Source organism: Cohnella hongkongensis (genome assembly GCF_042654645.1).
Taxonomy (GTDB): Bacteria; Bacillota; Bacilli; order Paenibacillales; family Paenibacillaceae; genus Cohnella; species Cohnella hongkongensis.
Genome location: NZ_JBHSEP010000004.1, coordinates 253,247 through 279,730 on the forward strand (window position 1 = coordinate 253,247; position 26,484 = coordinate 279,730).

Consider the following 26,484-nt stretch of genomic DNA (forward strand, 5'->3'; position numbering starts at 1 on the left):
TTTGTTCATGGGCTGGGAAAATAAAATCGCGACTACGCTGCAGTGGACGAAGGAAATTTCCAACAGGGAGCAGAAGGAAGCGGTTGCGGCGAAGATTGCCGAGCGCGTGCGGGACGGGGACGTCATCGGCGTCGGCTCCGGCTCGACGTCGTATTTGGCGCTGCTGGCTATTAGCAGGAAGGTGAAGGAGCAGAAGCTCAGCGTGCTGGCGATTCCGACGTCGCACGAGGTGTCGCTCACCTGCTCGATCATGGGGCTGCCGACCTCGACGCTGCTGAACGCGAGACCGGACTGGTATTTCGACGGAGCGGACGAGGTCGATCCGAACAAAAACCTGATCAAAGGGCGCGGAGGCGCGATGTTCGCGGAGAAGCTGGTCATGAAGAGCGCTCCGGAAAGCTATATCCTCGTCGACTCCTCGAAGTTCGTCTCCTATCTGGGGGAGAAGTTCGCGGCGCCGGTCGAAGTCGATCCGAGGGCGGTCCATCTTGTCGAGACGGAGCTGGCCAAGCTGGGCGTCAAGGAAGCGCAGATGCGAATGGCGGTCGCCAAGGACGGCCCGGTAATTACCGAGGCGGGCAACCTGATTCTGGACGTGCGCTTCAACCGAATCGAGGACGGCTACGAGAAAGAGATCAAGTCGATACCGGGCGTTATCGAATCCGGCTTGTTCATGGGCTATCGCCCGGAGATTCTGACGACCTGAGGCTGCGTCGGCCCGGCAGAAAGCGATGGCCGGCGGGATCGAGAGCGTGGGGAGCAGCGAAAGTAGGGGCTGGTTGATCAGTGGAGTAAGCATCTTAAAGACCGCTCGCCTGAGGTGCGGCGTGGAGCAATGGCGGTGTGGGGGAGGCGATCCCTGCGCCGCCATTGCACTTCTTTGCTCTGCAGTGCCTTGCGGAGTGCGAGTCGCGGCGACGCAGCCCGCTCTAACGGCGAGCCTCGGTCCCGTCGCGGACTAAGCCTCGTAATGGACCAGATAAGCTTGAAGCGCCGTGTTGTAATAGCCGACGCTGTACTCCGCGATGTCGCCGGACGGCTCGCGGGAATAGCGGGTCCGGCGCAGCAGGTGCGCCCCCGGCTCCAGCTGCAGCAGCTCGGCGACGCGAGGCGGAGCGACTCCAACCTCGAAATGGTCGCGGAAGCCCGTCAGCGAGATCTCCTGCTCCTCGAGCAGACCGTACAGCGACTGTTCGCCGAGATCGGCTGTCGCGACGTCTCCCGTACGCGGCGTCAAATAGTGGGTGTAATGAATATACGGCGCTTCATCCAGCAAGTACAGCCTTTCGATGCATACGCATTGCTCTCCGAACAGCCGGTAAGGCTCCGTGCCGTCCTCGTTGCGGATATACTCCGCCCGAAGCAGCCGCTTGCGGATGCGGCGCCCGTCCTCGACGAGAACTTCCGTGAAGCTCTTCTGCTTCGACAGTCGGGAGGTGGACGTGTTGCGCAGTACCCTCGTCCCCTTGCCGCTGCCCTTCTCCAGATAACCTTCCTGAACGAGCTCCTGGATCGCGTTGCGCACCGTAATTTTGCTGACCTTGAATTCCTGCTCCAGCTGCGGCTCCGACGGTATCCGCTTGCCGAGCGGATAGACGCCGTGCAGGATGCGGTCTTTAATTTTATTTTTGACTTGCCGGTATAACGGCTGCTCGTTTCGGGATAAGGTCATCGCGTACCTACCTCTCTACGTCTCCTGCCGCTTGCGTCATGGCCCGCTCGATTTCACGTTCCGAAGCCATCGGCGTGTCCCCGGTCGTCGTATGGGCCAGCATGGCCGCCGCGGCCGCGTAACGAACGGTCCTTTCCGGGGCGAAGCCGGACAGCTCCCCGTGCAGAATGCCGCTTGCGTAAGCGTCTCCAGCCCCAATTCTATCATAAACGGAAAAAGTGAGCAGATCCGAGTAATGGAACGCGCCGTTTTTGTACAGGTATCCCCGCAGGGAATGCGTATTGTCTCCATTCACGGAGCGATGGGTTCCCGCAGCCGCAGCAATGCCGTACCGGCTCGCCGCCTCCGGGATCAGCTCCTCCAGCTGGCCTTCTCGCGTCGCAGCTTTGGCGGGCATTCCGAGCACGTGCATCGCGTCCTTCTCGTTCATCATCACGATGTCGGCCAGCCCCAGCATTTTCTCGTAATACGGCTTCGCCTTGCCGTACCCGTTCTCTCCCCAGAGGGAGGGGCGGTAGTTGCAGTCGAACGCCACGATGCCGCCCCGAGCCTTCACCGCTTCGGCGAAGCGAAGCAGCTGGCTTCGGACCGAGTCGTTCATCGCCAGCGTAATGCCGCAGAAGTGAGCGGCGTCGAGCTGTCCGGCGATGGCGGCGAAGTCGTAGACGTTGTCGGGAGCGGTGTTGAAGCTGCTCTCCAGACGATGGGCGTAGGTGACGCGGCTTGGCCGGGCTCCGAAGCCGTTCTCCAGAAAGTACATGCCGATGGAGCTGCCGCCGCGAACGACGAATTTCTGGGCCACTCCCAGCTTGCGCAGGTTCGCGGCCGCCGCGTCGCCCAGCGGATTGTCCGGCAGCCGGGTAACCAGATAACCGTCATGTCCATACCGCGCCAGCGCCGACATCACGTTCACGCCCGTGCCGGAGAACGAATAGACAAGCGTGCCGGCTTGCGACAGCAGATCGTATCCCGGCACCTGCAGCCGCATCATCACTTCTCCGAATGCCGCGATTTTCTTACCCATCCGCCCGGTCCACCAATCTCTTCGCGATCGACATCAGCTTTTTCACGTCGTCCGCGTTCGTCTTGCCCGTCGCCTTGTCGATAATCGAGGAATAGACATGAGGGATAACCAGCGGCACGCCCGCGTCGAGGCAGATTTTCACGATCGGCTCGTAATTGTCCATGTCGATGCCGCCGGTCGGCTCCAGGGCGAAGCCTTCTTCTCCGCAAGCGGCGGCGACCGCCTGCAGCTCGTCCTGCCGGCTCAGCCCGTTCATCGGGAAATATTTGAGCGCGTTGCCGCCCATGTCCCGAACGAGAGCGATGGCCGCCTTGACCGGGACGATAGCCTGCTCGGCATGCCCCTCGCTGACCGGACCGGTGGAGAGGTTGACGTAGCCCGGACGCCCTGTCGGCGAGACGAGCGCGTTGATCCAGCCGTCCTGCTGTCCGAGATTGGCCCGCGTTGCGCCTACGGCAGGGAATACCTGATTGATATGGCAGCCCGCGTAGCTTCGGGCGATCTCCGCCACGACGGCCGCCTGCCGGCTGTCGCCCGCGCCCAGACCGATCGATACGGCGTCGTCGATCGCTTCGCCGTACCGCTTCATCGCGGCGACCGCTTCCCCCGCGTTCGGGTAAGCCTTAGACAGCACGCCGACGAGAACATGTCCCTCGGCCGCCTCGAACACCTCCTTGGCGTTCTCGATGTCTCTGGCCAGCACGTTCAGGGCGATGCGGTTATTGTAGAAGCGTTTGAAGATGCTCGACATGTTAATGTCCTCCCGTCAGTTCGCGAATTCTGGAAGCGATCACTTCGATATCGTCGCCCTGAAGCGGGCGCGGGTCGATATCGAAATAACCCTGCTTCACCCCGTAGTCGCGCGTATATATGGCGATCTCCCCGCGCTGCAGGCCCTCGGCGACCCGTACGGCGGTCGTGCCCGATGCGGCGGGGTCGATGCTCACGCGCGCGCGGTAGATCGCCCTTCCGGCTTCGTCCTGGACGATCGACACCCGCACGCCCGGAATGTCGTTCAGCGGCATAAGCGATTGCAGCGCCGCCTTCTCCCGTTCGCTGTTGTCTTTTTTCGCGGCGTACTCGTCCAGCGCCTGCAGCAAGCCGAATACGGATTCCTTGCCGACCTTCATGCTTCGGCCGATGCCGTGCAACTGCGTTTTCAACCACCCGACATAGCGCCGCTTGCCGCCGACGATGCCGGAGGTCGGCCCCTCGATAGCCTTGGAGCCGCTGTAGATGGCCAGATCCGAGCACTGCACGTATTTCTGCAGATCCTCCTCCGCCGCAGCGTCCACGATAAGCGGAATTCCGCTGCGCCGGGCGACCTCCCAGGCTTCGTCGACCGAGATCATATTTTTCTGCACGCAATGGTGCGACTTGACGTACAGAATGGCCGCCGTGTTCGGACCGATCGCGTCCTCGATATGAAAGGCTTTGCCTTCGTTGGCGTAGCCGACCTCGATCAGCCGACCTCCGCCCAGATAGACCATCGTCTCGACCGGCGCCCCGTACTGGACGTTATGGCCTTTCAGCATGATCACTTCGTTCGCCGCGATCGGCTCCTGGTGCAGCCGCTCGCTCAGCCGCCGATTGCCCTTCGTCACGAGGGCCGCGACCGACAGCGCGATGCCGCTCGAAGCCGAGTTAACGACGACGGCCGCTTCGGAGCCGAGAATGCCCGAGATGTAATCGCCGGCCTTGTCGACGAGATCGGCGATCTCGACATATTGCTGGCCGCCGCGCTTCATCGCTTCCATGACCGTATCCGACGGAGCGGATACGCCGAGGATGCTCATCCGTCCGCTGGCGTTAATGACTCTTTTCAGACCGTACTTCGCATTCCATGAACTTGTCACCCGCTATCACTCCCCTAGGTTCGATAATCGTATGCGTGACTCGCTCTTCTCCTTCGGAGTCGACCAGCGCCGCTGTCTGGTTCTCCACCGCGAACAACGTCAGATTGGCGCGATCGCCGACCCGGATTCTTCCGAGCTCGGGTCTGCCGAGCCAGCTTGCGGGAAAAATCGTCACGGAAGCGATCGCCTCTTCCAGAGACCAGCCCAGAAGCAGAAACTTCGAGAGGACGTTGGCGAGACTGTAGACCGGTCCTTTCAGGCGGTTGCCGCGGTAGATGTCCGTGCTGACCGTGTGCGGACGAACGCCGGCTCTCGCGGCCGCCTCGGCGACTCTGAACGAGAAGCTGGCCGTGCCGTGTCCGACGTCCAGCTTCACGCCCCGTTTCAGCGCGTCCTTCAACTCCTGCAGCGGCTGGCCGTTGTCGCCGAACAGTCCGTTTCTCTTCCCGTGAAAACAATGCGTGAGGACATCCCCTTCGGCCAATAACGGGACGATGTCGCGGATGTCCGGCGGCCCCGAGCCGATATGGACCATCAGCGGAAGTCCCGTCTCGTCGGCCAGTTTTCGAGCCCTTCTCAGAGGCTCCAGCCCGTTTGCCCCGACGACGCTGCGGCTGATTCTCGCCTTAAGCCCGACGATCGCCTCCGGATGTTCGGAAGCGGCCTTCGCCGCGAGAGCGAAGTCGATCCACCCCAGCTCGGACAGCTCGTCGACTCGGGACAGGCCGATGCGCGAGACGTTCAGGAACGCGAGCAGTCGAGTCGCCGCGCGTTCGCCGTCGGCCAGCAGCTCTCCGATCCGGTCGGCTCCGCAGCTGCCCGCGTCCACAATCGTGGCGACTCCTTGCTTGACCCCGATCTCGTCGATGTCGTCTCCGTACGGGTCGAACTCCGGGAAGGCGTGCACATGCAGGTCGATCCAGCCGCCGGACACGTAAGTGCGGCCGCCGTAATCCAGCACGTCCCCCGTCGGGGCCGTGCGGGTTCCCGCCGGAGAGAGATCCGCGATAACGCCGGCGTCGACGACGATGTCGACGAGCGTGTCGTCCGGCAGCTTCAGATTGCGCAAAGTCAGCTTTCGCAAGAGCGTTCACCCGATTCTGTCAGCATTTGATTTGATTTAAACATTATAACGTTATAATGTTCAAAAGGTCAATGACTGTCATGGATGTCCACGGATGGTTAGGTCACGGATGGGAAAAGTAAAAGGGACGAGAGACATAGGGAGGTTGGCATTCGCATGAACAGATGGGCTATTCTCGCCCTTATCGTCGTGCTTGCGGCGTGCGGCAACAGGGGCTTTCAGGCGAAGGAGCAGGCGAAGCGCTCCGACGACCGATCTCAGCATCAGCTGAGCGCGACTAATACGAAGATTCCGGCGAACAAGTACGTCGTGAAGAGCGGCGAATCCGTCCAGGATATCGCCAACCGCCACCATGTAAGTCTCGAGGATCTGCTCCGGGCCAACCCCGATCTTCAACGGCTAGTCGGAGGCGGAGACAGCGGCGGGGGCGGCGGCGCAGGCGACGGGATCCCCGGCCGTGACGAACAGGGACAGCCGGGAGCGCCGCAGTCTCCGATCGGCGTCCCGGACGGGCGGCTGAACGATCCGCTGCCGAAGGACAAGGAAGTGACGATCCCTTCGAACGAAGCGCTGACCGGGTACGAGCTGGACGTGCTGAACCTGACCAATGCGGAACGAAGGAAGGCCGGGCTGCAGCCGTTCTCCGGAAACGATACGAACTTGAACCGCTCCGCCCGGGCGAAGGCTCAGGACATGGCGGTCAACAATTACTTCTCGCACACTTCTCCCACTTACGGCGACCCGTTCGCCATGATGCGCAGCTTCGGCGTACAGTATCAAGCCGCGGGGGAGAACATCGCCAAGGGCCAGCCGAGCCCGGAGCAGGTCGTTCAGGCCTGGATGAACTCGCCGGGTCACCGCGCCAATATTTTGAACGAAGCCTACACCCACATGGGCGTCGGTTATGTTGCCAATGAAGGCCAGCCTTGCTGGACACAGCAGTTCGTCGCGAAATAAGCCCGGCTTCGGCCGGCCGTCCCAAGCCCGGCTGCAGGCAGGGACGGCCTCCGGACGGCTCCGTCTTATTCCACAAGCATCTCCATGAGATGACGGGCGCTCTTCGAGAGGTGGCGGTGGCGAAGCCAGATGACGCCGATCTCGCTCTCGAGGCGAACGTTGCCGATCGCGATCTGCACGACATTCGGCGGAGCGAAGGCGTTCATGACCGACTTCGGAAGGATGGCCGCCCCGATCCCGGCGGCGACGAGAGAGATCGCGATGGCGACGCTGGAGCACTCGCTGACGATTCGCGGCTCCAGGCCCAACTGCTTGAACTCGTGAAACACCTGATTGTGCATGCCAGTCGTCCTGTCCGTCTTCAGAGTCAGGAACGGGAACTGCGCGAGCTCCTCCAACGTCATCGACGTCTTCCCGGCCGGAAGCCACTGCGCCGGGAGCAGCGCGACGAAAGGATCGGAAGGCAGCGGAAGCATCGAATAGTGTTGGGATTGGAAGTCGGACTGGAACGGAAGTCGGGTGACGATAAATTCGAGCTCCCGGTTCTCAAGCAGCTCCCCGAGCAGGAAGTGATCGCCCTCCTGGATTTTGAAGGTCACCTGAGGATATTTCTCCGTAAATCGGCGGAGAACCGGAGGGAGCAGCGAGACGCACGATACGACCGCGCCGATCGACAGAACGCCCTGTACGCCCTCTCCGAGCTCCTGCACGTAGGTGATCGTATCTTCGAACTGCTTCATCAGCGCGATGGCCCGATCTCTCAGCATCTCCCCGGCCTGGGTTAGCTGAAGCCGCTTGCCGTTGCGATCGAACAGCACGACGCCAAGCTCCTGCTCCATCTGCTTGAGCTGGCGGCTGAGCGGAGGCTGCTCCATGTTCAGCTGCTTGGCCGCCCGGGTAATCTGTCCTTCGTGCGCGATCGCGAGAAAGTAACGAAGCTGCCGCATATCCATGTAAACCGCCTCCATACCTGAAAGGTATACATTACCGACAAAACAGATATTATCAATATACATCCCGCTCTGGTATCATTCAATTATAAAGCGCTCGCATAATAAGGAGGAGAAGAAGCGGACATGGCCCACAACATCGCGGTAGAGCGGACGACCGCCCCCAAGAAGAAACCCGAAGCTTCGTCGCTCGTCTTCGGCAAGCAGTTCACGGATCATATGTTTATCATGGAATATACGGAAGGCCAAGGCTGGCACGATATGAGAATCGTACCTTACCAGCCGATCTCGCTCGATCCGGCCGCCAAAGTGTTTCACTACGGCCAGACCGTCTTCGAGGGCATGAAGGCCTACAAGACGCCGGGGGGATCGGCGCTGCTGTTCCGGCCCTTCAAAAATTTGCAGAGGCTGAACCGCTCCAACGCCCGTCTCAGCATTCCGCCGGTCGACGAGGATCTGGCGATGGCCGCGCTGAAGAAGCTGCTGGAGATCGACGAGGACTGGATTCCGACAGACGAGGGCACTTCGCTGTACATTCGCCCGTTCATCATCTCGACCGAGGCGACGTTGGGCGTATCCCCTTCGGAGAGCTATTATTTCATCATTATTTTGTCCCCGGTAGGCTCTTATTACGCCGAAGGGATTAACCCGGTCACGATCTATGTGGAGTCGGAATACGTCCGCGCGGTGCCGGGCGGCGTCGGCAACGCCAAAACCGGGGGCAACTACGCGGCAGGGCTTAAAGCGCAAGAGGAGGCATCCGGCAAAGGGTATTCGCAGGTGCTGTGGCTGGACGGCGTGCACCGCAAATATATCGAAGAGGTCGGCAGCATGAACGTCTTCTTCAAGATCGCCGGCAAAGTCGTCACCCCCGCGCTGAACGGAAGCATTCTGGACGGAGTAACGCGGGATTCCGTCCTTCAAGTGCTGAAGCATTGGGGGATCGACGTCGAGGAGCGCGCAGTTTCGATCGACGAGCTGGTCGAGGCTTATCGGAAGGGAACGCTGGAGGAAGCGTTCGGCACGGGCACGGCGGCCGTCATCTCTCCGATCGGTGAGTTGAACTGGCGGGGCGACAAGCTGACGTTGAACGGTGGGCGCACCGGACCGCTGTCCGCCCGAGTGTACGACTTCATGACGGGGATCCAGAGGGGAACGGTCGAGGATCCGTTCGGATGGATCGTCCGGCTGGAATCGGCGGTTAATCGATAAATCTCTTGAAATCATTGCGACTATAGACTTATAATTAATAGTGATGCACGACGTAAATAGGCGGAGATGTTCAATTTTACTAGTTAAATATACATCGAGGAGACGCATACAGGAAACGGCAAACCTTTCGAAAGATAGGGACGCAAAGCTATGGGCCTAAAGAACTTCCCAGTTCAACGGCTGCCAGGCCGCCGAATGGAGCGTTAAGGCACTTTCCCATTCGGGAGAGTGTCTTTTTTGTTGTCGCGAGGTGTGAAGCTTGAACAAGCATATTTCCGAATCCGAATTGAGACAGTTGATTCGCCGGCTGGATATCGGCGGCGAAGACGGGGAGGGGGAGCCGGAGACGGCGCCCGCACCGGACGAACGGGAGGAGGGGGGGCGCTCTCCCGGACAGGACGGCACGATTCGGGTTCGCAATCAGCAAATCTATGTGCAGAATCCCGGGCCCGGAGGCGAGTATGCCGTTATCTACCCGATGAGCCCGGTGCGGCTGTTCGTCAACGGCGAGGAAGTGGCCTGGGAAGCCCAAGTGCGGGCCGAGGACAAAATGACGTGGGGCATCGAGGAGCAGCCTCTATTCGAGATTACGATTACCGAGGACAAGCTGCAGGCCCATCTGCGCCTGTTCGCGAAAGAGCGTTATGCGGCCAGACTGGTCGATGCCGGCCCCGACCGGAGAGTGATCGTCCGGGCGGAGGACGACGAGAGCATCGTTCTGAAAACTGTCCAGTTAGCCGACGTGGTGGCGAGGCTCGAGGAGATGTCGATCAAGTCCCGCATCGAATTCGGCGCCATTCAGAGGGAGCTGCTGAACCCGACCTTCGAGCCTGTCGTCGTGGCCAGCGGCAAGCCGTCGGTAGAGGGCGAGGACGCCCGGCTGGAAATTTATTTCGATCAGCAGGTGAGGAGCGAGTTTTTCGAAGCCGACGGAGTGATCGACTTTCGCAACCACCTTCGGATTCCGACCGTCCAGAAGGGCGATCTGATGGCCCGGAAAATTCCGATGGTGGACGGAACCGCCGGGTACGACGTGTTGGGCAACATTACGCTGCCGCAGCCTCCCAAGGATCTGTTTATTCTGACGAAGCCCAGCGTCGAGCTGACCCCGGACGGCCAGGTCATCGCGAGGAAGCAGGGGAGGCCCAGAATAACCGGGGGGAAGATCAAGACGTTCGACGTCTCCACTTCGTACGTCGTCTCGGGCAACGTAGATATTTCGACCGGCAATATCGTGTTTTCCGGAGACGTGATCGTCTGCGGGGACGTCACCGACAACATGATCGTCGAATCGCTCGGCAACGTGTACGTCTACGGTCATGTGTTCAATTCGACGATCACGGCCACTGGCAGCATCAATGTTCGCGGCAATGTCATTTCCAGTCGGCTGTATTCCGGTTACTTCGGCGTCTTGTTCAATCGTCTCTATCATACGTCCAAGCAGCTTTGCGACTGGATAGAGAAGCTGCTCGCGGCGTCCGGGACGCTAGAGGGGGCGCTCGAGGCGAAGCGGCAGCCGGTGCGCTTCGGCCAGATTGTGCAGCTTCTCCTCGAGACGAAGATGAGGGAGATCGTTCCGCTGATCAAGGAGCTGCAGTTCGTCATCACCAACATTCGCAACATCCGGCAGACGGAGTACGAGAAGCTGAAGGAAATTTCCGAAGTGTTCACGATGCCGACGAAGCTGATCGAGACGGCTACCCGCGAGTTCGTCCAGGGATTTCTCGCGCTGCTTCAGGACACTCACGGGGATGTGGCCCGAATGCAGGAGGAGCAAGTGGAGATCAGCATCAACCAATGCCAGGGCAGCGAATTGAAGTCGAACGGAGACATCGTCATTCACCGCGACGGCGTGCTGCTGTGCGAGCTGTATTCCGCCCGGAACATCGTCTTCCTGTCAGAACAGGCGATATGCCGGGGTTCTCGGCTCGACGCCGGCGACAGCATCAAGGCGATGACCGTCGGCGGCCAGACCGGGGCCAACTCGGTGCTGAAAGCAAGGCGAAAGGTTCAGGTGAATAAAATGTATTCCGGGCGAGTCTGCGTCGGAAAGTACTGCAAGGACATTTTCGAGCCGGTCGGGCGCACGGTATTCGATGTTCAGGCCTTGAAGAGGCACATCTAAACGGTCGACCCTAAGCGCAACATAAAGATTAGCATGGTGGGATGAACATGGGTTCGAGTCAACTAAAGGGATATATCGGGATGCGAGTCAATCGCAACATCTACAACGACAGCGGCACGCTGGTCGTTCCCGTCTCGCGGGTGCTGACGGATCGCGATGTCCGGCTGCTGGCCAGACAGGGCGTCGCTCTCAGCGAGCAGGATGTGGAGGCGGTGTCGATCGTTCATCTGATCGATTCGGCGATTTGGGAAGTCCGGGAAATGTTCGAATGCGCGAAGCGGACCGAACGAATTCCGTTCGCCCGCGTTCGCGATAAGCTTGTCCCTCTCATTCTGGAGCTGAGCAACCATCCGAATTTGAATCGGATCTTCCATTACCTGGAGGTTCATGACGAGTACGTCTATCGGCACAGCATAGGCGTAGCGCTGCTGTCGAGACTGATCGGCAAATCCCGGGGGATCGGCGAGCCGCAGCTGACGGAGCTGACGATCGCAGGGTTTCTCCACGATATCGGCAAGTCCAGGGTCCCGGCGGCGATATTGAACAAGCCGGGGCGTCTGACGGAAGAGGAATTCAGAATCGTGAAGGAGCATACGGTGTTCGGCTTCGAAATCCTGAGGCAGTCGGAAGGGGTTCCCGTGCGCCACGCTTATGTGGCGCTGCAGCATCACGAGCGAGAGGACGGGAGCGGCTATCCATTCGGTCTGCGCGGAGACGGGATCGACGTCTTCAGCAAGATCGTCGCGGTCGCCGATGTCTTCCATGCGATGATGTCCAAAAGGGTGTACAAGAGCCCGCTGCCGCTCTGCCAGGTGCTGAAGGAGCTGGCGGACAACGTCTACGGGACTCTTGAGCCAGGGATTACGCTCAGCTTCCTGAAGCGGATCATGGACATGCTGATCGGCAACCAGATCGTGCTGACGGACGGCCGCGAAGGCCGGATCGTCATGGTGAGCGCAAGCGACCCCGTCCGGCCCGTCGTCGAGGTGAACGGGCAATATATCGACCTGAGCAAGGAGCCGGCTACCGCTCTGGAAAGAATCGTATAGACCGGCGTCAGAGCTTCAGCCACCAGACGCCGGCGCATTCGGGCAATCGGGCGAGCCGGTCGGCGGCTACCCGGTCGCCCAACTCGTCTCCGAAGAAGAAGCGGGCCAGCCGTTCGGCTTGCGCCGCATCGTCGAACTCGTAGTCCGTACGGATCCAGCGATAGGAGAATCCGTAATCCGAGGTCAGCTTCCGATAATACGGCTGCAGCAGCGCCGGCGGAGCCGGGCTTTCGCATCCGGTGCCCATCGTCTCGAAGAGGACGACCGCGCCTCCCGGCCGAAGCGCCCGCTTAATCTCTGCGATAATCCGTTCCAGATTCCGTTCCCAGCCGGGAACGTCCGCGGCGGTCAGATAGCAGACGCTCCAGCCCGAGACGACCAGATCCGCGCTGCCGTCGGGGACCGGGAGCTCCCGGTGATCGGCGACGCGCACGGACCAATTGGCGAGGCCGGTGGCCCGGAGGCGATGCTCCGTCACTCGGAGCATCGCCTCCGAGGCGTCCAGGGAGATCAAAGACTTGGCCAGGGGGGCGAGAACGGCGGACAGTCTGCCCGTCCCGGCGCCCATGTCGACAATATCCAAACCCCGGACCGGGACAATCTCTTCGATAACGGGCAGCAGATTCGGCTGCCTGGCGATCATCTCGTGATACTGCTCGGCTTCTTCCCGATAGATGGCGTCATGATTCGGCATCGTTGGACCCCTCCTTATAGGCGTGCAAAATGTAAAGGCGTTCATTCAGACGGCGGGCATCGGCGAAGTACCCGTTCTCCTCGAACCAGCCGGTCAAGCTTCGGGAGGCTGGCGGATCTATGAGGCCGGCGATGGCGATTCGTCCCGAAGGCTTCAGCACCCGGTTCATCTCCTCCAGCGCGAGCCGCTGCTGTCCGTCCGCCAGGTGGTGGAAAGCAAAGCTGGAGACGACGAAATCGAACTGCTCCCGCAAATAGGGAAGCGCAAGGAAGTTGCCGGGCCTCGTCTCCATGTCCGGATGCTTCGCCTGGCATAGACGCAGCATCTCGCGTGACTGGTCGACGCCGGACATCGCGCATCCGCGCGCCAGAAATTTGCCGGCCAGATTGCCCGTTCCCGTCCCGATGTCGAGCCCTCTCTCCCCCCGGACAGGTTCGATCAGACGGACGATTCTCTCCAGCGCCTCCTCGTAGTCGGCATAGTCTCCTTCGCTGGCGGTCACCCGCTCGTCGTGGGTCGGAGCCAGCCGGTTGTAATCCCATCGATCTCTCCAATCGGCGCGCAGCTTCCTGAGCTGCTTCGAGGCGCTGGCCAGTCCGAAAATATGCTCGATCGGCAGCGTCCGCTCGCTCCTCAGCAGCTCGATCATGCGGTCGGTCGTTTCCACGATCTGCTTCAGCTGCAGCCACTCCGACATCAGAATCGATCGCTGCAGCTCCAGATAGTACTGGAGCTCCTCCATATCGTCGTCCGCCCATTTTTCCAACGCCTGCTTGATATCGGACACGGACATGCCCGCCTCTCTCAAGGACACGATCGTCTGAAGCCGCCACAGATCCGGCTCTGCGAACGTGCGGTACCGGTTGGACGCCTGCTTGGCAGGGGAGAGCAGCCCTTTTTTCTCGTAAAAGCGTATGGCCCTCGGAGTGACGCCCAGCTTGTCCGCCGCTTCTTTAATGTTCATACCCGATTTCCCCCTTCGCATCTATTCTAAACGTTGTCCCAGCGTCAAAGTAAAGAGGTCGTCTCGCCTCGTCGCGTCTTTTGCGCCCGATTGTCACTTTTTATGTGACGGAAGAGAGGACTTCGATCCCTTACCTCCAAAATCATCCAAAAATATAATAGGGAGGAAAGTTCATTATGGAGGCAAGGGAGCGATCAAAGGGAATGGGCAATTCAACGATTGCGCTCGTAACCGGCGGCAATCAAGGCATCGGCTTCGAGATCTGCCGTCAGCTGGGGCGGCGGGGGATTACGGTCATCGTCGGAGCCAGGGATCCGGGCAAAGGCGAGCGGGCGGCGGACAAGCTGGCCGGGGAGGGAATCGAGGCGCATGCGGTCAGGCTGGACGTGACCGAACAGAATTCTGTGGACCGCGTCCGGGATCACGTGGCGGCCTCCTACGGCAAGCTGGACATTCTGGTCAACAACGCAGGCATTTTTCTCCCGGAAGGGCTGCCGAGCGAAGCAGACGTCGATCGGCTGAAGGAGGTGTACGAGACGAACTTCTTCGGCGCGTTCCGGGTGACGAAAGCGATGCTTTCCCTGCTCCGCAAGTCGGAGGCCGGACGGATCGTGAACATGTCGAGTTCCCTGGGCTCTCTGAGCCTGAACAGCGACCCGGAATTCGAGCTGGGTTCGTTCCTTGCGCTGGGCTACAACTCCTCGAAGACGGCGGTAAATGCGCTTACGGTATTCTTAGCCAACGAGCTGCGGGGCACGAAGATCGTCGTCAGCTCGGCCGATCCGGGCTACTGCGCGACGAACATGACGCAGTATGCCGGAAGCCGTTCGCCGGAGGAAGGCGCCAGGACGGCGGTCAGACTGGCGACGCTGCCGGACGGGGAGCCTTCCGGAGGCTTCTTCGACGACCGGGGCAGGGTTGCCTGGTAAACGAGAGGCTTCGTCTTGCGCGAATCCGCGGCGGCGTGTATCGTAACGTTAACGAACGGTTGCAAGCGCAGGGAGGCAGAGGAGGATCAACGTTAACGTTTCGCTCGCCGTATTGGCGATGGCGGCAGCTCTTGCGGCCGCGCTCTCGATCGTGTGGACAAGCTGGCGGAACGGCATCTCGCCGATGCCGTCGTCTCTTCGAGTAAGGCAAGCGGTGGCGGCCGAGGTGAATCGGATCGGCGGCGGTTTGCTTGTGGAAGCGGGATCGGGCTGGGGGACGCTTGGCGTCCATCTCGCCAAACACTGCCCGGGCTGGCAGGTGGCAGGGGTGGAGAACTCGCCGGTCCCGCTTGCGGTGTCCCGGCTCGCGGCAAGGGTTCTGTTCCGGGGGCGGGAAGGGGAGCCCCCCGTCGTCTTCCGCAGGGGAGATCTGTACGGCTTCCCCTACCGGGAAGCCGGCGCCGTCGTCTGCTATCTGTATCCGGGGGCAATGAAGCGTCTCGGGCCGCTGCTGGCGGAGCAGCTAAGTTCCGGCTCCCTCGTCGTCAGCGTCTGCTTCGCGCTGCCCGGGTGGCAGCCGGAGCGGATCGTCACGTGCCGGGACATGTACCGGACCCGAATTTACGTCTATCGAAAATAGAGCAAGAAGCCGTTCCTCGGACCGAATCGGTCGCGAAGAAGAGGGCTTCTTGCTCTATTTTTCGCTATTTGATGGCCGAGGCGTTATACTCGCCGGAGTCGATCATCTCTTCCACCGTCACGAGGTCGTAGCCTTCGGCCCGCAGGTCTTCGATTATTTTCGGCAGCAGCTTCACCGTATGCTCGAGGGCGTTCTTGCGTCCTCCGAACGAATGCATCAGAATAATTCCGCCGTCCCGGGTATGGCTCATCACGTTCTCGTACATGTCCTCTACGGAGGTGCCGGCCCAGTCCTTCGTGTCGACGGTCCAGGCGACATGCTTCATACGGCTTTCGTGAATCGTCGCCAGCGCCTCCTTCGACAGCGCCCCGTAAGGTGCCCGGGCCAATCGCGGAGATGCGCCGGTCGCTTCTTCGATGATCCGCTGGGCCCTGTCGAGCTGCTCGGCTCTCGCCTTGGACGACAGCTTCGTCAGATCGCCGTGGGACCAGGAATGATTGCCGACGGCATGGCCTTCATCGACGATACGCTTGGCCGTTTCCGGGAATTTCTTCACTTGGGTGCCGACGAGAAAGAAAGTCGCTTTCACGTCGTACTTCTTCAGAATATCGAGAATTTCTACCGTATAGTTGTTGTCCGGACCGTCATCGAACGTCAAGGCGACGCGAGGACGACGCTCGGCTTCGTCCGCCGGCTTGGCAGTGGGGGACGCGGGTCCTCGGTCCGGCTTCGAAGGGTGAACCGCCGTCTCGGTCTCCGGCAGAGCGTCCGAAGGGTGAACCGCCGTCTCGGTCTCCGGCAGAGCGTCCGAAGGATGAACCGCCGTCTCGGCCTCCGGCAGAGCGCCCGAAGGGCGAGCCCCCGCCAGCGCTGCCTTCTCCTCAGCCGATTCCGCGTCCGTCTCCTCAGCGGGCTCCGCGTCCGGCGCGTTCGCCGAAGCTTCGTCCGGGCCGACTCCCGTCATTCCGGCAATCTGCCATTCCCGGAGCAGAGTGCACCCGGTCAGCGCCGCCGACAGCATCACGATACAGAGCGCGCTAAGGCAAGCACGCCCGAAGGTTAATCTTTTTCCCCACATGGCCTGATCCTCCAAAACTTCCTCTTCCCAACCAGAAAAGAGAGGCGCTCGGGGATGATCGGCGCGGCAGAGATCCCCATCCCCGGCCGCGCCGACCGATTTCGCAGTCCGTTCTTTTTGGTCATCTAATTAGACGTAGTCGAGGGAAAAAAGTTAGGGGTTCCGGTGCGGCTTTTAAAACTTTTTGTCGGACGGCTTGTTTCACGGACGGCGGTCAGAAGAACGTGCGGAACAGCTTCCTCTTTCTCTCCGGAAGCGCCGCAGACTTCGGGGCGGACTGCGAGGCGGAAGGCAAGGCAGGGTGCGCGGCGGTCAAACGCATCTCCTCGCCTCTGGCCGTCTCGACCATCGCCGCCGCCCGGCTCTGCAGCGCCTCGACGGCGGCAGACAGCCGGGCCACGATGCGGCGAAGCTCGTCGAGCTCGGTCCGGTGCTGGCGCACCTGAGCGGAGACGACCTCGTCGGCCTTCTGGTCCAGGATGCGCTCGATCTCGACCATGCGCGCGAGCAGTTCCTTCTTGTCGTCCGCCGTTACGCCTGAAGAAGAGGAGGGGGGCGCTTCGGCCGCGACCGCATGGGGAACCGGCCATAAGCTACTCGATGTACGCTCTGCAAGCCTCGGCGCTTCGGCCGCGGCGGCATGGTGAACCGGAGCGGGGGCGGCGGGAAGGGAAATCTGCTCCAGCGTCTGTCCCCGTTCGATCTCGCTCTGGATATATTGGAGCAGGCCGAATTCGCGCTGGGAGAACACGTAGTGTCCCAGCGGGTCCTTACGGAAGGAAGAGGGGTAGTGGGACGCCCAGCGTTTGACGGTCGTCTGGCTGACTCCGAGCCGTTCCGAAGCTTCTCTCGTTTTCAGGTTTCGCATTTGCGCTCACTCCATTCGCAAAGTTCTTTGTCTACCCTATTCGAGACGCGTTTCCGTCCCCCTGCGAGGACGACAAAGGTAGTGGCGATTCGGCAAACAAAGTGCAAAATCGATGCCCATCATAGGGCTGGCGAATCGTGGTACAATAGGGAGACGGCAATGAGCATTTCGATTGGAGAGGAGCTTAACGAATATGACAAAGCTGACCGTCGCTGCGGCGCAATACGGTTTGACCGATATACGGAACGAGGAGCAGTTCTGGACGAGGCTCGCGGACAAGACGAGAGACGCGGCGGAGCGAGGAGCGGAGCTGATCGTGTTTCCCGAGTATACGACGACGCACTTGCTCAGCTTGGAGCCGCCGATGTCGCACGAGGAAGCCTGCGCGTACTTGGATCGGAGGACGGGCGAGTACATGCGTTTTTTTGGCGCGCTGAGCCGAGAGACCGGCATCGCGATTCTGGCGGGGACGCATGTGTGCAAGGGAAACGGCGAGAAGGAAGGCGCCGGCCTGTCGGATCTGGATGGCGAGGGTGCTGGCGCCGGCGCCGGAGAGGTTATGGACGATGGTCCGCGGGGCTTCGTTAATCGGGCGTTCCTCTTCTTTCCCGACGGCCGGGTAGAGGGGCAGAGCAAGATTCATCTTACGCCCGAGGAGCAGAGGCACTGGCCGCTTGCCCCGGGAACCGGACTGAACGTCTTCGATACGCCCTGGGGGAAAACGGCCATCCTGATCTGCTACGACGTCGAATTTCCGGAACTGGCGAGAGCGGCGGCGCTGCAAGGCGCGGAGACGATTCTGTGTCCGTCCTATACCGATAGCGCGTTCGGCTATTATCGGGTTCGACACTGCTCCCAGGCGCGGGCCGTCGAGAATCAGCTCTTCGTCGTGCTGAGCGGGCTGGTCGGCGCGTTGTCCGAGGAGCGTCCGCAGGTGGATGCCGGGTACAGCCAGGCGGGAGCTTTCGCGCCGTGCGATTATCCGTTCGTGCCAGACGGCGTGCTCGCTGCCGGGGAGACGAATGTCGACGCATCCGTTATCGCCGAGCTGGATTACGATCTGCTGCGCGAGAACCGCACCCGCGGCGGAGTGGCGCCTTTCTACGACCGCAAACCGGACGTTTACGAGCGCGAGCTGAGCAAGGGAGGCCTCTAGCAGATCGCATCTCCTTGCGCCCATGTTTTCGTTCAGAACCGTCGCGACCGATGCCGCGCGAGAGCTGTTGTGCGATTTTTTCGTGCCAAACGCATGCTGCAGTCGACAGTGCCGGTTCCGCGATTTCCTACTCCTCCGGCATTTCCGGAGGAAACCAGAGCGTGCGCAGGTTGACCCAGCCTTGGGAGTTGAAGGTGACGCCGCGGACTGTGGGAAGATAGGCGGTCGGCAGAGGTTTCTCCGACAGGATGTGAAGCTGCCGCTCCCGGATCAGCATCGCCTCGATCCGGTTCAGGCTGCGAAGCCGGGCTTCGGGCTGAGGCTCCCTGAGCGCCCGGGACAACCATTGTTCGATGTCGATTCGCGAATGCGCGTCGACATGCTCGGCCATAGTCCGGTACAGATCGCAGAGCCGCAGCTCCTCGTCCCGGTCCCGCAGCAGCGAGAACAGAATCAGATCGGACTCCAGCCGAATCTCGCCCTTGAACTCCTCGGGCGAGACGGCGGCAACCTCGCAGTTGAATCCGAATCCCCCTAGCGTGCGGGCGAGCGCTTCGGCATCTGCCTTGTACGGCAGTATCGTCGCAATCCTCAGGCTCACCGGAGCACGCCCGGACAACGCCGGCGGGAGCTCCGCGCCTCCAGTATCCGCGCCTCCCGGCCCCGCCGGGCCACCGTTCTCCGTTCCCTCTGCGTCTACCGTGCCCCTCGAAACTTCCGCCGCCTGCGTACCTTGGGCGGGTTCCGCTTTTTCCACCGGCACATCGGCAAGATCGGCAAGATCGGCATTTCCGCCGAGGCCGTCCAGACAGCGAAACAGAAACTCCCGAAGCGCCGGATCACGAAGAGGTCCGGTCTTTTTCGTATTGCACGTAATGAATTTGCGAACGGTCGTCTCCGAGTGGATTCGGCTCCATCCGGCGCCTCCGGCGGCCGCGTTCGGAATGACGTGGAACGGGGAAACCTGCTCGGCCGCGGCGCTCTCCCCTCCGTTATCGCCCGGAAGCTCCGCTTCCTCCGCCGTCGCCGCCCAAGGAACGTGCACGATCTCGACCCGATCGAGATGGGCTCTCCCCTGATAATACGGGCCGAACGCCTCCATCGCGCAGATCGACTCGTTCATCTGCGTCACCTTGAACGGCCCCGTTCCGACAGGCTCGGTGCCGAAGCGGTAGCTTCCGAGCTGGTTCAAATCCTTCGGAACGATCGCCGCCCGGCTCGTGCACAGGAAGGGCAGGAACAGCTCGTTCGGCTCCTCCAGCTCGAAGCGGACGACCGTCGGATTCAGAGCGCGCACCGACTTGATCTGCTTGTAAATAAAGCTGTACAGCGTCCGGCGAGGCGACCGCACCAGCCGCTCGAAGCTGTAGACGACATCTTCGGCGCCGAGCACCTTGCCGTGATGAAACAGCACTTCCTTGCGCAGATAGAACGTCCAGCGCGTGCGCGTCTCGTCCGCCTCCCAGGCATGGGCGATGCCCGGCTTGATGGCGTCGTCCTCGTCCGAACGGCGCACCAGTCCGTCGAATACGTGACTGGCGACGAACGACTCGGCGAGCAGGTTCATATACAGCGGATCGACCGTATGCAGCGGCTGGCGAATCGGGATGCGGAGCGTATCGATTTGCCGGTCCTTGCTCGTCTCGACGTGGTGTCCGAAGTAGGAGAGCAGTCGGCCCTGCAGATGCTCCTGAAGAGCGGAGGAGTGCCGATGGATCTTGATCTGGCTTATCGCGCGCGCGACGTCCTTGCGGTTGATCGCCTGCAGCATCGCCTGCGCGGCGATATCCTCCGCCTGCGCCAGAAAGCTTAGCGTCGAACGGCGGCCTCTTCCCCGGGACGACGCCCAGGCGACCCACCCGTTGCGGCTCATCGCGCGGACGACATTAGCGGCGTTGCGCGGAGTGCAGTCGAGCAGCCTGGCGATCTCGTCCAGCGTCGTCGGCTCCGCGCCGGCCCCTCCCAGCCGCGAATGCAGCAGCAGAAATTGTTGATGCAGCTTCATCGGTCGCCTCTCCTCTCTTGCTCGTTTTCCCGGAACCCGTCCGCATCCGCTAAAATAGGAAATTTACCAACGATTAGTTTCTATTTATCTTCCTATTTTAACACCTACAATAGGCATTAGAAACCCATGAAACGGAGGAATCGTCTTGCTCGCGACCCGGAAATCGGATATCGGCAGCTCTTTGCTCGCGCTGGTCGGCGCCTTCGCGCTGGCCGCCGTCAGTCAATATTTGTTTTACGACCACGCGCCCGGATTTTCCTATCCGCTGTTTATTGCGCTTCTGTATGTCTACTTGTTCCACGACTGGAGAAAACAGCTGGCGAAGACGACGGGATTCGGCTGGTTTTTGCTTGCGGCGATTCTGCTTCTGTCTCTGACCTACGGGCTGTTCCGCAATCCGGTCTTCCAGGCGCTTAATTTTCTGGCGATTCCCGCTCTGATCTTTCTCCATCTGGCGATTGTGCGAGGAGCGAACCGGATCGCCTGGTGGGATGTCCGCATCGTCGGCGAGACGCTCCGCCACCTGATTCCTCTTAGTCTGCTTCAGATTCCGAGGGTGTTCCGCGTGTTAAAAGTCGTCCTGTTCAGACGGCTCGGCTCGGAGCGCAAAGCGACGGCGGGCAAAATCGCCGCAGGACTCGTGCTGGCCGTTCCGCTGCTGCTCGTCGTCATCCCTCTGTTGGCCTCGGCGGACGGCGCGTTTAACCGGCTGCTGAACGGCATCCCGGAGTGGATCAACCGCTTCTCCATGAGCGAGCTGTTCGGAAGACTGCTGTGGATCGCGGTCTTCGGCATCCTTTTCGCCATTTACTTCTGGAGCTTCGCGAAGCCGCCCCGGAGGAATCGGGCTGCGCGCGGCGCGGCCGCCGCCGAGTCTCCGAAGCCGCGAATCGATTCCGTCGTCCTGACGACCGTTCTGCTGGCGGTCAACGCGGTATACGTTCTGTTCGTCGCCATACAGTTCACCTATCTGTTCGGCGCCTGGGAAGGCGCGCTTCCGGACGGAACGACTTACGCGGAATATGCGCGCAGAGGCTTCGGCGAGCTGGCGGCGGTATCGGCGATCAACTTCGGGCTGCTGATCGCGGCTCTGACCTGCGGGGGAACGAGACCCGGGAGGGTGAACGCTCTGCTCTACGTGCTGGTCGGCTGCTCGGGCGTCATGCTGTACTCGGCCTACATCCGGCTGGCCATGTACGAGGAAGCCTACGGCTACACGTACATCCGCTTTCTGGTCTATGCGTTCATGATCTATCTGGCTTTCCTGCTGCTGGTCGCAGCGCTGCGCATCCGGACTCCGCTCGTGCCCTTGTCGAAGTGCTTTATCATTCTGAGCGTTGCGGCGTATACGTTGATCAATTACGTCGGCATGGACCGGCTGATCGCCGAGAACAACATCGCCCGCTTCGAGCAGACCGGCAAGATCGATCGGTCTTACTTGAACCGGTTGTCGGCGGACGCGATTCCTGTTCTGGCCAGGTTCGCGGAGGAGAGCGATGATGCGGAGATGACGAAGCTGCTGGCTGCCCGCCGCGACGAGCTGAACCGCGAAAGCCGGGATTGGCGCTCTTTTAACCTGTCGGTTTATTGGGCCAGGAAGGCCTTGCAGGAGATGAACCAGCCCTAGATCACCCCCTTCGGGGAAAAGGAGACGAGCCATTGAGCTGCATATCGGAGCTGCGGAAGGTTGTTGGGACGCGCCCGTCGAGTCTGGCCGGCGCTTGCGTGCTGGCGTTCGAAGACAGGGAGGCGCTTGCTGCTGCAAAGACGCATGGATTGCGGCCCGGCGGGGCGGAAGGAGGCATGATCGTCGATGTACGTGGAAATGTGTATAATGAGGACATCGAGCACGAGGAAGGATGAGAAGATGCTGGCGGTTACCGAATATAGCGTAGAGCTGGTGAAGGACCCTTTTCGGATTTTGTCCGGCAAGCGTTACGAATTCGTCATCGAGCTGGACCTCGACGAGGAGGACGAGCTGTACTCCCCGGGCGGGATCGAGATCAAGGCGGTCTACAAGGTGGACGAAGAGCAAGCGGCCGTCGTCAGCTACGGACTGTACGAGAAGTCGACAGGCCGATATCTCGACGCCGAGCTGGAGGACGAGGAGGAAGCGGCGCTGGCCGACTTCTGCAAGGCTCGCTACGCGGAGGCCGAGGAATAGCGGGTTGCGCCCGTCGCGGCAAGCGCAAGCCCTAGCCCGGCCGAGTCCGGTTAGAGCCTGCCCAGTGCGGTCCAACTGGAGCTGCAGCCGGGGCCGGATCGGGTGAGAACGCTTGGACGGCGCCGGATACGCCCCGGGCCGCCGTAAAGCCTCGAGGTCCCACCCGTTCGATCGGCGCTCGTCACTCGTCCAAAATTTCAAACACGAGCCCGCACGGAGAATCGTATCCACAGGTGGTCGCCATTCCGCGACCGCCTGCTTGCGCTGCAGTTTGATTGCTCTGCGGTCCCGGCGCTTCCGCTGCGTAATCCAGGGTCATAAGGCCACAATACGAGATTTTCTTCTGCGACATCCGGAAATTTAAGGTTATGTTCGTGTAGACGGGAACGTTCCTAAGCGGGTAAGATCGAAGCATGTGCACAGAAAATGGTAAAAGGGGAGGGCGGGGGCTCTGTCGTTCGTCATTCGTCTAAAGTGGTTTTTCCAGATGAGATGGAGGAGCTATGCGCTGGCTATCGGCTTAATGACCCTGGTGAGTCTGCTGTCGATGATTCCGCCTCGGCTCATCGGGAACAAGATCGACGTGATGGAGCAAGGGGCGCTGACGTCCGCCGAACTGAGCCGGACTGTGCTGCTGCTGGTCGGGCTTGCCCTAATCACTTACGTCCTCGTTTACATATGGATTACGACTTTGTTCGGCAATTCGGTATTGATCGAGAAGCTGCTTCGCTTTCGACTGCTTAAGCATTTGACCGCAATGCGGCCCTCGTTCTTCCAGCGCCACAGCACGGGGCAATTGATGGCGCTGGCGACCAACGACGTGCTGGCGATCGGACAGACTGCCGGTTACGGCGTCATGACGCTGGTCAATACGCTGGTCGGCATCTCGGTCGTCGTCGTGATGATGCTCAGCTTCATCAGCGCGAAGCTAATGATCGCCGCGCTGGTTCCGCTGCCGCTTCTCGTCGTGGTCATCAGCAAGCTTGGGGGCATCGTCCGCGAGAGGTTCACGGCGGCGCAGGAATCGTTCGGCCGCATGAACGACCATGTGCTGGAAGCGATCTCCGGCATTCGGGTCATTCGCTCTTACGTTCAGGAGAAGGCCGACCTGCAAGCCTTCGACCGGATGACGACGGACGTGATGGACAAGAACCGCAAGGTGGCGCTGCTGAACGCGCTGTTCCACCCCCTGATTTCTCTGATCGTAGGAGCCAGTTACGCGATTGGAATCGGCTACGGCTCTTATCTGGTTTTTCGGGACGAAATCTCGCTGGGTCAGCTCGTCACCTTCAACATTTACTTGGGCATGCTGATCTGGCCGATGATCTCTTTCGGCGAGTTTATCAACGTGCTGCAGCGGGGCAGCGCTTCGGCGGGGAGGCTCGACGACGTGCTGACCGAGCAAGCGGACGTGCAGGACGCCGCCGATCCGCTCGAGCCGGACGTTCCCGAGTCGATCGAGCTGAAGGCGCTGTCATTCACGTATCCGACGGCCGCTGCCCCCAGCCTGATCCGCGTATCTCTGCGTCTGGAGCGGGGGCAGACACTGGGCGTCGTCGGCAAAACCGGAAGCGGCAAGAGCACCTTGCTGAAGCAGCTTCTGAGACAGTATCCGCTGTCTCCCGGGATGCTGTACGTGTCCGATCTTCCGGCGGAAAGCATCTCGCTCGACCGCATGAAGCAATGGATCGCTTACGTTCCGCAGGAGCACCTGCTGCTCTCCAAGACGATCCGCGACAACATCGCGCTCGGCAAGCCGGAAGCCGCGCCGGAAGAGATCGACCGAGCGGTTGAGATGGCTTCCTTCGCCGAAGATGTCGCCCAGCTGCCGCAAGGTCTGGAGACGCTGATCGGCGAGAACGGCGTCATGCTGTCCGGAGGGCAGAAGCAGCGGCTCTCCATCGCTCGCGCGCTGCTGACCGACGCCGAGATTTTGCTGCTGGACGATTCCTTGTCCGCGGTGGATGCCAGGACCGAAAGCCGCATCGTCGCCAACATCCGGCGGGAGCGAGTCGGCAAGACGACGCTGATAACGACGCACCGCCTGTCCGCCGTCAGTCATGCCGACTGGATCGTCGTTCTGGACGAAGGCCGGATTAAGGAAGAGGGCACTCACGAGCAATTGATGCTGCTGGGCGGCTGGTACCGGCAGCAATGGGACCGTCAGCAGATGGAGGCAGGCTTGGAGGACTGAACTGGACAAACAGGATCGGAGGTTCGTATGAAATCCCAACGGTCAACGGGGAGCAGGCTGCTCTCTTACGCATTCGTCTACAAATACCGGATCGTCGGGGCTTTGGCGATTCTGCTCTGTGCGGTAGGCGCGGAGTTGGGCGGCCCGTTCATTATCAAGACGATTATCGACGGGCACTTGACGCCGCCGCGCTCCGGCGACATCGATTCGGTGCTGGGGCTGCTCGGGCTGTATTTGGGCTTGATACTCGTATCGGGCCTGCTGAACTTCTCGCAGTCCTATCTGCTGCAATCTACGGCGCTTCGCATTATCAAGAACATCAGAATGGACGTCATGCGCCATATTCAGCGCATTCCTCTCCGCTATTTCGATAATACGCCGGCCGGTCAGATCGTGTCGCGCGTCGCCAACGATACGGAAGCGATCCGGGAGCTGTTCATGAGCTTCATGGCCACGTTTGTCGTCAGCTTCGCGCATCTGCTCGGCATTTATGCGGCCTTGTTCATTCTGGACGCTCGACTTGCCGTGTACACTTTGGCGCTTCCTCCCGTGTTTGCGGTAATTATGTACTTTCATTTGAAGTTCTCCAAGAAGTACGTATCGATTATGCGCGCGCGGCTCAGCGATATGAACGCGATGATCAACGAATCGATCGCCGTCATGCCGATTATCCAAGCCTTCCGCAGGGAGAAAGCGACGCTGGAGGAGTTCGATCGGCTGAACGAGGATCGCTATGTTGCGCAGGTCAAGCAGTTCCGCGTGTTCTCCCTGTCCTCGCGGAATATCGTCGGCACGATCGGCAGCCTCGTAACGGCGTTCGTCATCTGGCATTTCGGCAGCCTCTCGCTATCCGGCGCCGCCTTGTCGTTCGGGGTGCTGTACGCATTCATCGACTATCTGGGGCGGATCTTCAACCCGATCATCGGCATATTCGACCAGCTAATGAACGCTCAGCGGGCATTCGTCTCCGCCGATAAAGTGTTCGCCATTCTCGACATGGAGGGCAGGGAGGTCGAGGATGCTTCCGAAGCGGTTAGGCCGAAGGGCGAGGTGAAGTTCGAGAACGTCACCTTCGCGTACAACGGGGAGGACCACGTGCTGAAGAACATCTCCTTCGAGGCGCGTCAAGGAGAGACGGTGGCGCTCGTCGGGCATACGGGCTCGGGCAAAAGCTCGATCCTCAATTTGCTTCTGGGCTTCTACGAGCCGAGCTCGGGCAAGATTACGATCGACGGCGTCGACATTTCCGCGCTGTCCAAGCAGGAGCTCCGCAAGCATATGGGCATCGTGCTGCAGGATCCGTACTTGTTCGCCGGGGATATCAAGTTTAACGTCAGCTTGTACAACCCGGAAATTTCGCTGGATCAAGTGAAGCGGGCGCTGGCCGATGTCGGGGCGTCTTCGTTCGTCGAGCAGCTGCCCAGCGGATACGACGAACAGGTCGTTGAGCGGGGAAGCACGCTGTCCTCCGGCCAGCGGCAGCTGATCTCCTTCGCCCGGGCGCTGGCGTTTAATCCGTCCATCCTCATTCTCGACGAGGCGACCGCTAGCATCGACAGCGAGACGGAGGGCATGATCCAGCGGGCGCTGAAGGTCGTCAGCGAGGGGCGTACGACACTCGTCATCGCGCACCGGCTGTCCACGATCCGCGACGCCAGCCAGATTCTCGTCCTGCACCGCGGCGAGATCGTCGAGCGCGGCACCCACGACGAGCTGATGGCGCTCCGCGGTCGCTACTTCAAGATGTATCAGCTCCAGACGGGGGAGAAGACGTCCTTGCTGGCTAAAGCCTCACTCGGCTCCTGTCGGCAGTCTTCGGCCGGGGGCTCCATAAGTTAAAAGAAGACCGAGGCGCGAGTGAGC

24 protein-coding genes and 1 riboswitch are annotated in these 26,484 nt (G+C 60.8%); of the genes, 13 read left to right on the forward strand and 11 right to left on the reverse strand.

What is annotated here, in order from left to right:
• Positions 1 to 7: 7 nt before the first annotated feature.
• Positions 8 to 706, forward strand: a complete 699-nt coding sequence (gene rpiA / locus ACFO3S_RS08420; protein ID WP_378094330.1) for a ribose 5-phosphate isomerase A — start codon at positions 8 to 10, stop codon at positions 704 to 706.
• Positions 707 to 958: 252 nt separating this feature from the next.
• Here the strand turns inward: rpiA and ACFO3S_RS08425 are convergent, their stop codons facing one another.
• Genes ACFO3S_RS08425 through ACFO3S_RS08445 form a run of 5 tightly spaced genes read right to left on the reverse strand, consistent with a single transcriptional unit; the run spans position 959 to position 5,636 of the window.
• Positions 959 to 1,672 (reverse strand): GntR family transcriptional regulator, encoded by a 714-nt coding sequence (locus ACFO3S_RS08425; RefSeq protein ID WP_378094332.1) that lies wholly within the window; start codon positions 1,670 to 1,672, stop codon positions 959 to 961.
• Positions 1,673 to 1,679: 7 nt separating this feature from the next.
• Positions 1,680 to 2,696, reverse strand: a complete 1,017-nt coding sequence (locus ACFO3S_RS08430; protein WP_378094334.1) for a sugar kinase — start codon at positions 2,694 to 2,696, stop codon at positions 1,680 to 1,682.
• The gene (dagF, locus tag ACFO3S_RS08435; protein WP_378094336.1) at positions 2,689 to 3,447 is read right to left on the reverse strand and encodes a 2-dehydro-3-deoxy-phosphogluconate aldolase; all 759 of its coding nucleotides are present in this window, start codon (positions 3,445 to 3,447) and stop codon (positions 2,689 to 2,691) included. Before dagF ends, ACFO3S_RS08430 begins: the two co-directional genes overlap by 8 nt.
• A gap of 1 nt (position 3,448) precedes the next feature.
• A complete protein-coding gene (locus ACFO3S_RS08440; RefSeq protein WP_378094338.1) occupies positions 3,449 to 4,552 on the reverse strand; it encodes a DgaE family pyridoxal phosphate-dependent ammonia lyase in 1,104 nt (367 codons plus the stop codon).
• Complete coding sequence (locus ACFO3S_RS08445; protein ID WP_378094340.1) at positions 4,506 to 5,636, reverse strand: amidohydrolase/deacetylase family metallohydrolase; 1,131 nt, start codon at positions 5,634 to 5,636, stop codon at positions 4,506 to 4,508. The genes ACFO3S_RS08440 and ACFO3S_RS08445 overlap by 47 nt, the downstream gene beginning before the upstream one ends.
• A gap of 156 nt (positions 5,637 to 5,792) precedes the next feature.
• Here ACFO3S_RS08445 and ACFO3S_RS08450 point away from each other — a divergent pair, with 156 nt between their 5' ends.
• Positions 5,793 to 6,593 carry a CAP domain-containing protein gene (locus tag ACFO3S_RS08450; RefSeq protein WP_378094342.1) on the forward strand — a complete coding sequence of 267 codons (801 nt, stop codon included), beginning with the start codon at positions 5,793 to 5,795 and terminating at the stop codon, positions 6,591 to 6,593.
• Between the two features lie 65 nt (positions 6,594 to 6,658).
• Here the strand turns inward: ACFO3S_RS08450 and ACFO3S_RS08455 are convergent, their stop codons facing one another.
• Complete coding sequence (locus ACFO3S_RS08455; protein WP_378094344.1) at positions 6,659 to 7,546, reverse strand: LysR family transcriptional regulator; 888 nt, start codon at positions 7,544 to 7,546, stop codon at positions 6,659 to 6,661.
• Between the two features lie 123 nt (positions 7,547 to 7,669).
• Here ACFO3S_RS08455 and ACFO3S_RS08460 point away from each other — a divergent pair, with 123 nt between their 5' ends.
• The 3 genes from ACFO3S_RS08460 to ACFO3S_RS08470 all read left to right on the forward strand — a co-directional run bounded on the left by ACFO3S_RS08460 (position 7,670) and on the right by ACFO3S_RS08470 (position 11,929).
• Positions 7,670 to 8,755 (forward strand): branched-chain amino acid aminotransferase, encoded by a 1,086-nt coding sequence (locus tag ACFO3S_RS08460; protein WP_378094347.1) that lies wholly within the window; start codon positions 7,670 to 7,672, stop codon positions 8,753 to 8,755.
• 107 nt (positions 8,756 to 8,862) lie between these two features.
• Positions 8,863 to 8,951: riboswitch (cyclic di-GMP riboswitch) on the forward strand.
• Between the two features lie 63 nt (positions 8,952 to 9,014).
• Complete coding sequence (locus ACFO3S_RS08465; protein ID WP_378094349.1) at positions 9,015 to 10,880, forward strand: DUF342 domain-containing protein; 1,866 nt, start codon at positions 9,015 to 9,017, stop codon at positions 10,878 to 10,880.
• An 80-nt stretch (positions 10,881 to 10,960) separates the two neighbouring features.
• Positions 10,961 to 11,929 carry an HD-GYP domain-containing protein gene (locus tag ACFO3S_RS08470; RefSeq protein WP_378094351.1) on the forward strand — a complete coding sequence of 323 codons (969 nt, stop codon included), beginning with the start codon at positions 10,961 to 10,963 and terminating at the stop codon, positions 11,927 to 11,929.
• Positions 11,930 to 11,936: 7 nt separating this feature from the next.
• On the opposite strand, the gene ACFO3S_RS08475 is transcribed toward ACFO3S_RS08470, so the two are convergent.
• Positions 11,937 to 12,623: a class I SAM-dependent methyltransferase gene (locus tag ACFO3S_RS08475; RefSeq protein WP_378094353.1), complete on the reverse strand. Its 687-nt coding sequence runs from the start codon at positions 12,621 to 12,623 to the stop codon at positions 11,937 to 11,939.
• Positions 12,610 to 13,587 (reverse strand): MerR family transcriptional regulator, encoded by a 978-nt coding sequence (locus ACFO3S_RS08480; protein WP_378094355.1) that lies wholly within the window; start codon positions 13,585 to 13,587, stop codon positions 12,610 to 12,612. Before ACFO3S_RS08480 ends, ACFO3S_RS08475 begins: the two co-directional genes overlap by 14 nt.
• Positions 13,588 to 13,790: 203 nt before the next feature.
• Here ACFO3S_RS08480 and ACFO3S_RS08485 point away from each other — a divergent pair, with 203 nt between their 5' ends.
• Both ACFO3S_RS08485 and ACFO3S_RS08490 read left to right on the forward strand, forming a co-directional pair.
• A complete protein-coding gene (locus ACFO3S_RS08485; RefSeq protein WP_378094357.1) occupies positions 13,791 to 14,516 on the forward strand; it encodes an SDR family oxidoreductase in 726 nt (241 codons plus the stop codon).
• 118 nt (positions 14,517 to 14,634) lie between these two features.
• The gene (locus tag ACFO3S_RS08490; RefSeq protein ID WP_378094359.1) at positions 14,635 to 15,156 is read left to right on the forward strand and encodes a class I SAM-dependent methyltransferase; all 522 of its coding nucleotides are present in this window, start codon (positions 14,635 to 14,637) and stop codon (positions 15,154 to 15,156) included.
• Between the two features lie 64 nt (positions 15,157 to 15,220).
• Here ACFO3S_RS08490 and ACFO3S_RS08495 read toward each other — a convergent pair whose 3' ends face one another.
• Complete coding sequence (locus tag ACFO3S_RS08495) at positions 15,221 to 16,234, reverse strand: polysaccharide deacetylase family protein (protein ID WP_378094361.1); 1,014 nt, start codon at positions 16,232 to 16,234, stop codon at positions 15,221 to 15,223.
• A gap of 214 nt (positions 16,235 to 16,448) precedes the next feature.
• On the reverse strand, positions 16,449 to 17,102 hold the full coding sequence (locus ACFO3S_RS08500; RefSeq protein ID WP_378094363.1) for a MerR family transcriptional regulator: 654 nt from the start codon (positions 17,100 to 17,102) through the stop codon (positions 16,449 to 16,451).
• A gap of 193 nt (positions 17,103 to 17,295) precedes the next feature.
• Here ACFO3S_RS08500 and ACFO3S_RS08505 point away from each other — a divergent pair, with 193 nt between their 5' ends.
• Positions 17,296 to 18,258, forward strand: a complete 963-nt coding sequence (locus ACFO3S_RS08505) for a carbon-nitrogen hydrolase family protein (protein WP_378094365.1) — start codon at positions 17,296 to 17,298, stop codon at positions 18,256 to 18,258.
• Between the two features lie 127 nt (positions 18,259 to 18,385).
• Here ACFO3S_RS08505 and ACFO3S_RS08510 read toward each other — a convergent pair whose 3' ends face one another.
• Entirely contained in the window at positions 18,386 to 20,263 is a 1,878-nt protein-coding gene (locus ACFO3S_RS08510; RefSeq protein WP_378094367.1) for an ABC transporter substrate-binding protein, read from the reverse strand.
• A 145-nt stretch (positions 20,264 to 20,408) separates the two neighbouring features.
• On the opposite strand from ACFO3S_RS08510, the gene ACFO3S_RS08515 reads away from it, so the two are divergent.
• From ACFO3S_RS08515 to ACFO3S_RS08535, 5 genes are all read left to right on the forward strand, one after another.
• Positions 20,409 to 21,890, forward strand: coding sequence for a DUF4153 domain-containing protein (locus ACFO3S_RS08515; protein ID WP_378094369.1), 1,482 nt, complete (start codon positions 20,409 to 20,411; stop codon positions 21,888 to 21,890).
• A 32-nt stretch (positions 21,891 to 21,922) separates the two neighbouring features.
• Positions 21,923 to 22,126 carry a hypothetical protein gene (locus ACFO3S_RS08520; RefSeq protein WP_378094371.1) on the forward strand — a complete coding sequence of 68 codons (204 nt, stop codon included), beginning with the start codon at positions 21,923 to 21,925 and terminating at the stop codon, positions 22,124 to 22,126.
• A gap of 4 nt (positions 22,127 to 22,130) precedes the next feature.
• Complete coding sequence (locus tag ACFO3S_RS08525) at positions 22,131 to 22,427, forward strand: DUF6509 family protein (protein WP_378094373.1); 297 nt, start codon at positions 22,131 to 22,133, stop codon at positions 22,425 to 22,427.
• A gap of 487 nt (positions 22,428 to 22,914) precedes the next feature.
• Entirely contained in the window at positions 22,915 to 24,621 is a 1,707-nt protein-coding gene (locus ACFO3S_RS08530) for an ABC transporter ATP-binding protein (RefSeq protein ID WP_378094374.1), read from the forward strand.
• Between the two features lie 27 nt (positions 24,622 to 24,648).
• Complete coding sequence (locus ACFO3S_RS08535) at positions 24,649 to 26,460, forward strand: ABC transporter ATP-binding protein (protein ID WP_378094376.1); 1,812 nt, start codon at positions 24,649 to 24,651, stop codon at positions 26,458 to 26,460.
• Positions 26,461 to 26,484 lie beyond the last annotated feature (24 nt).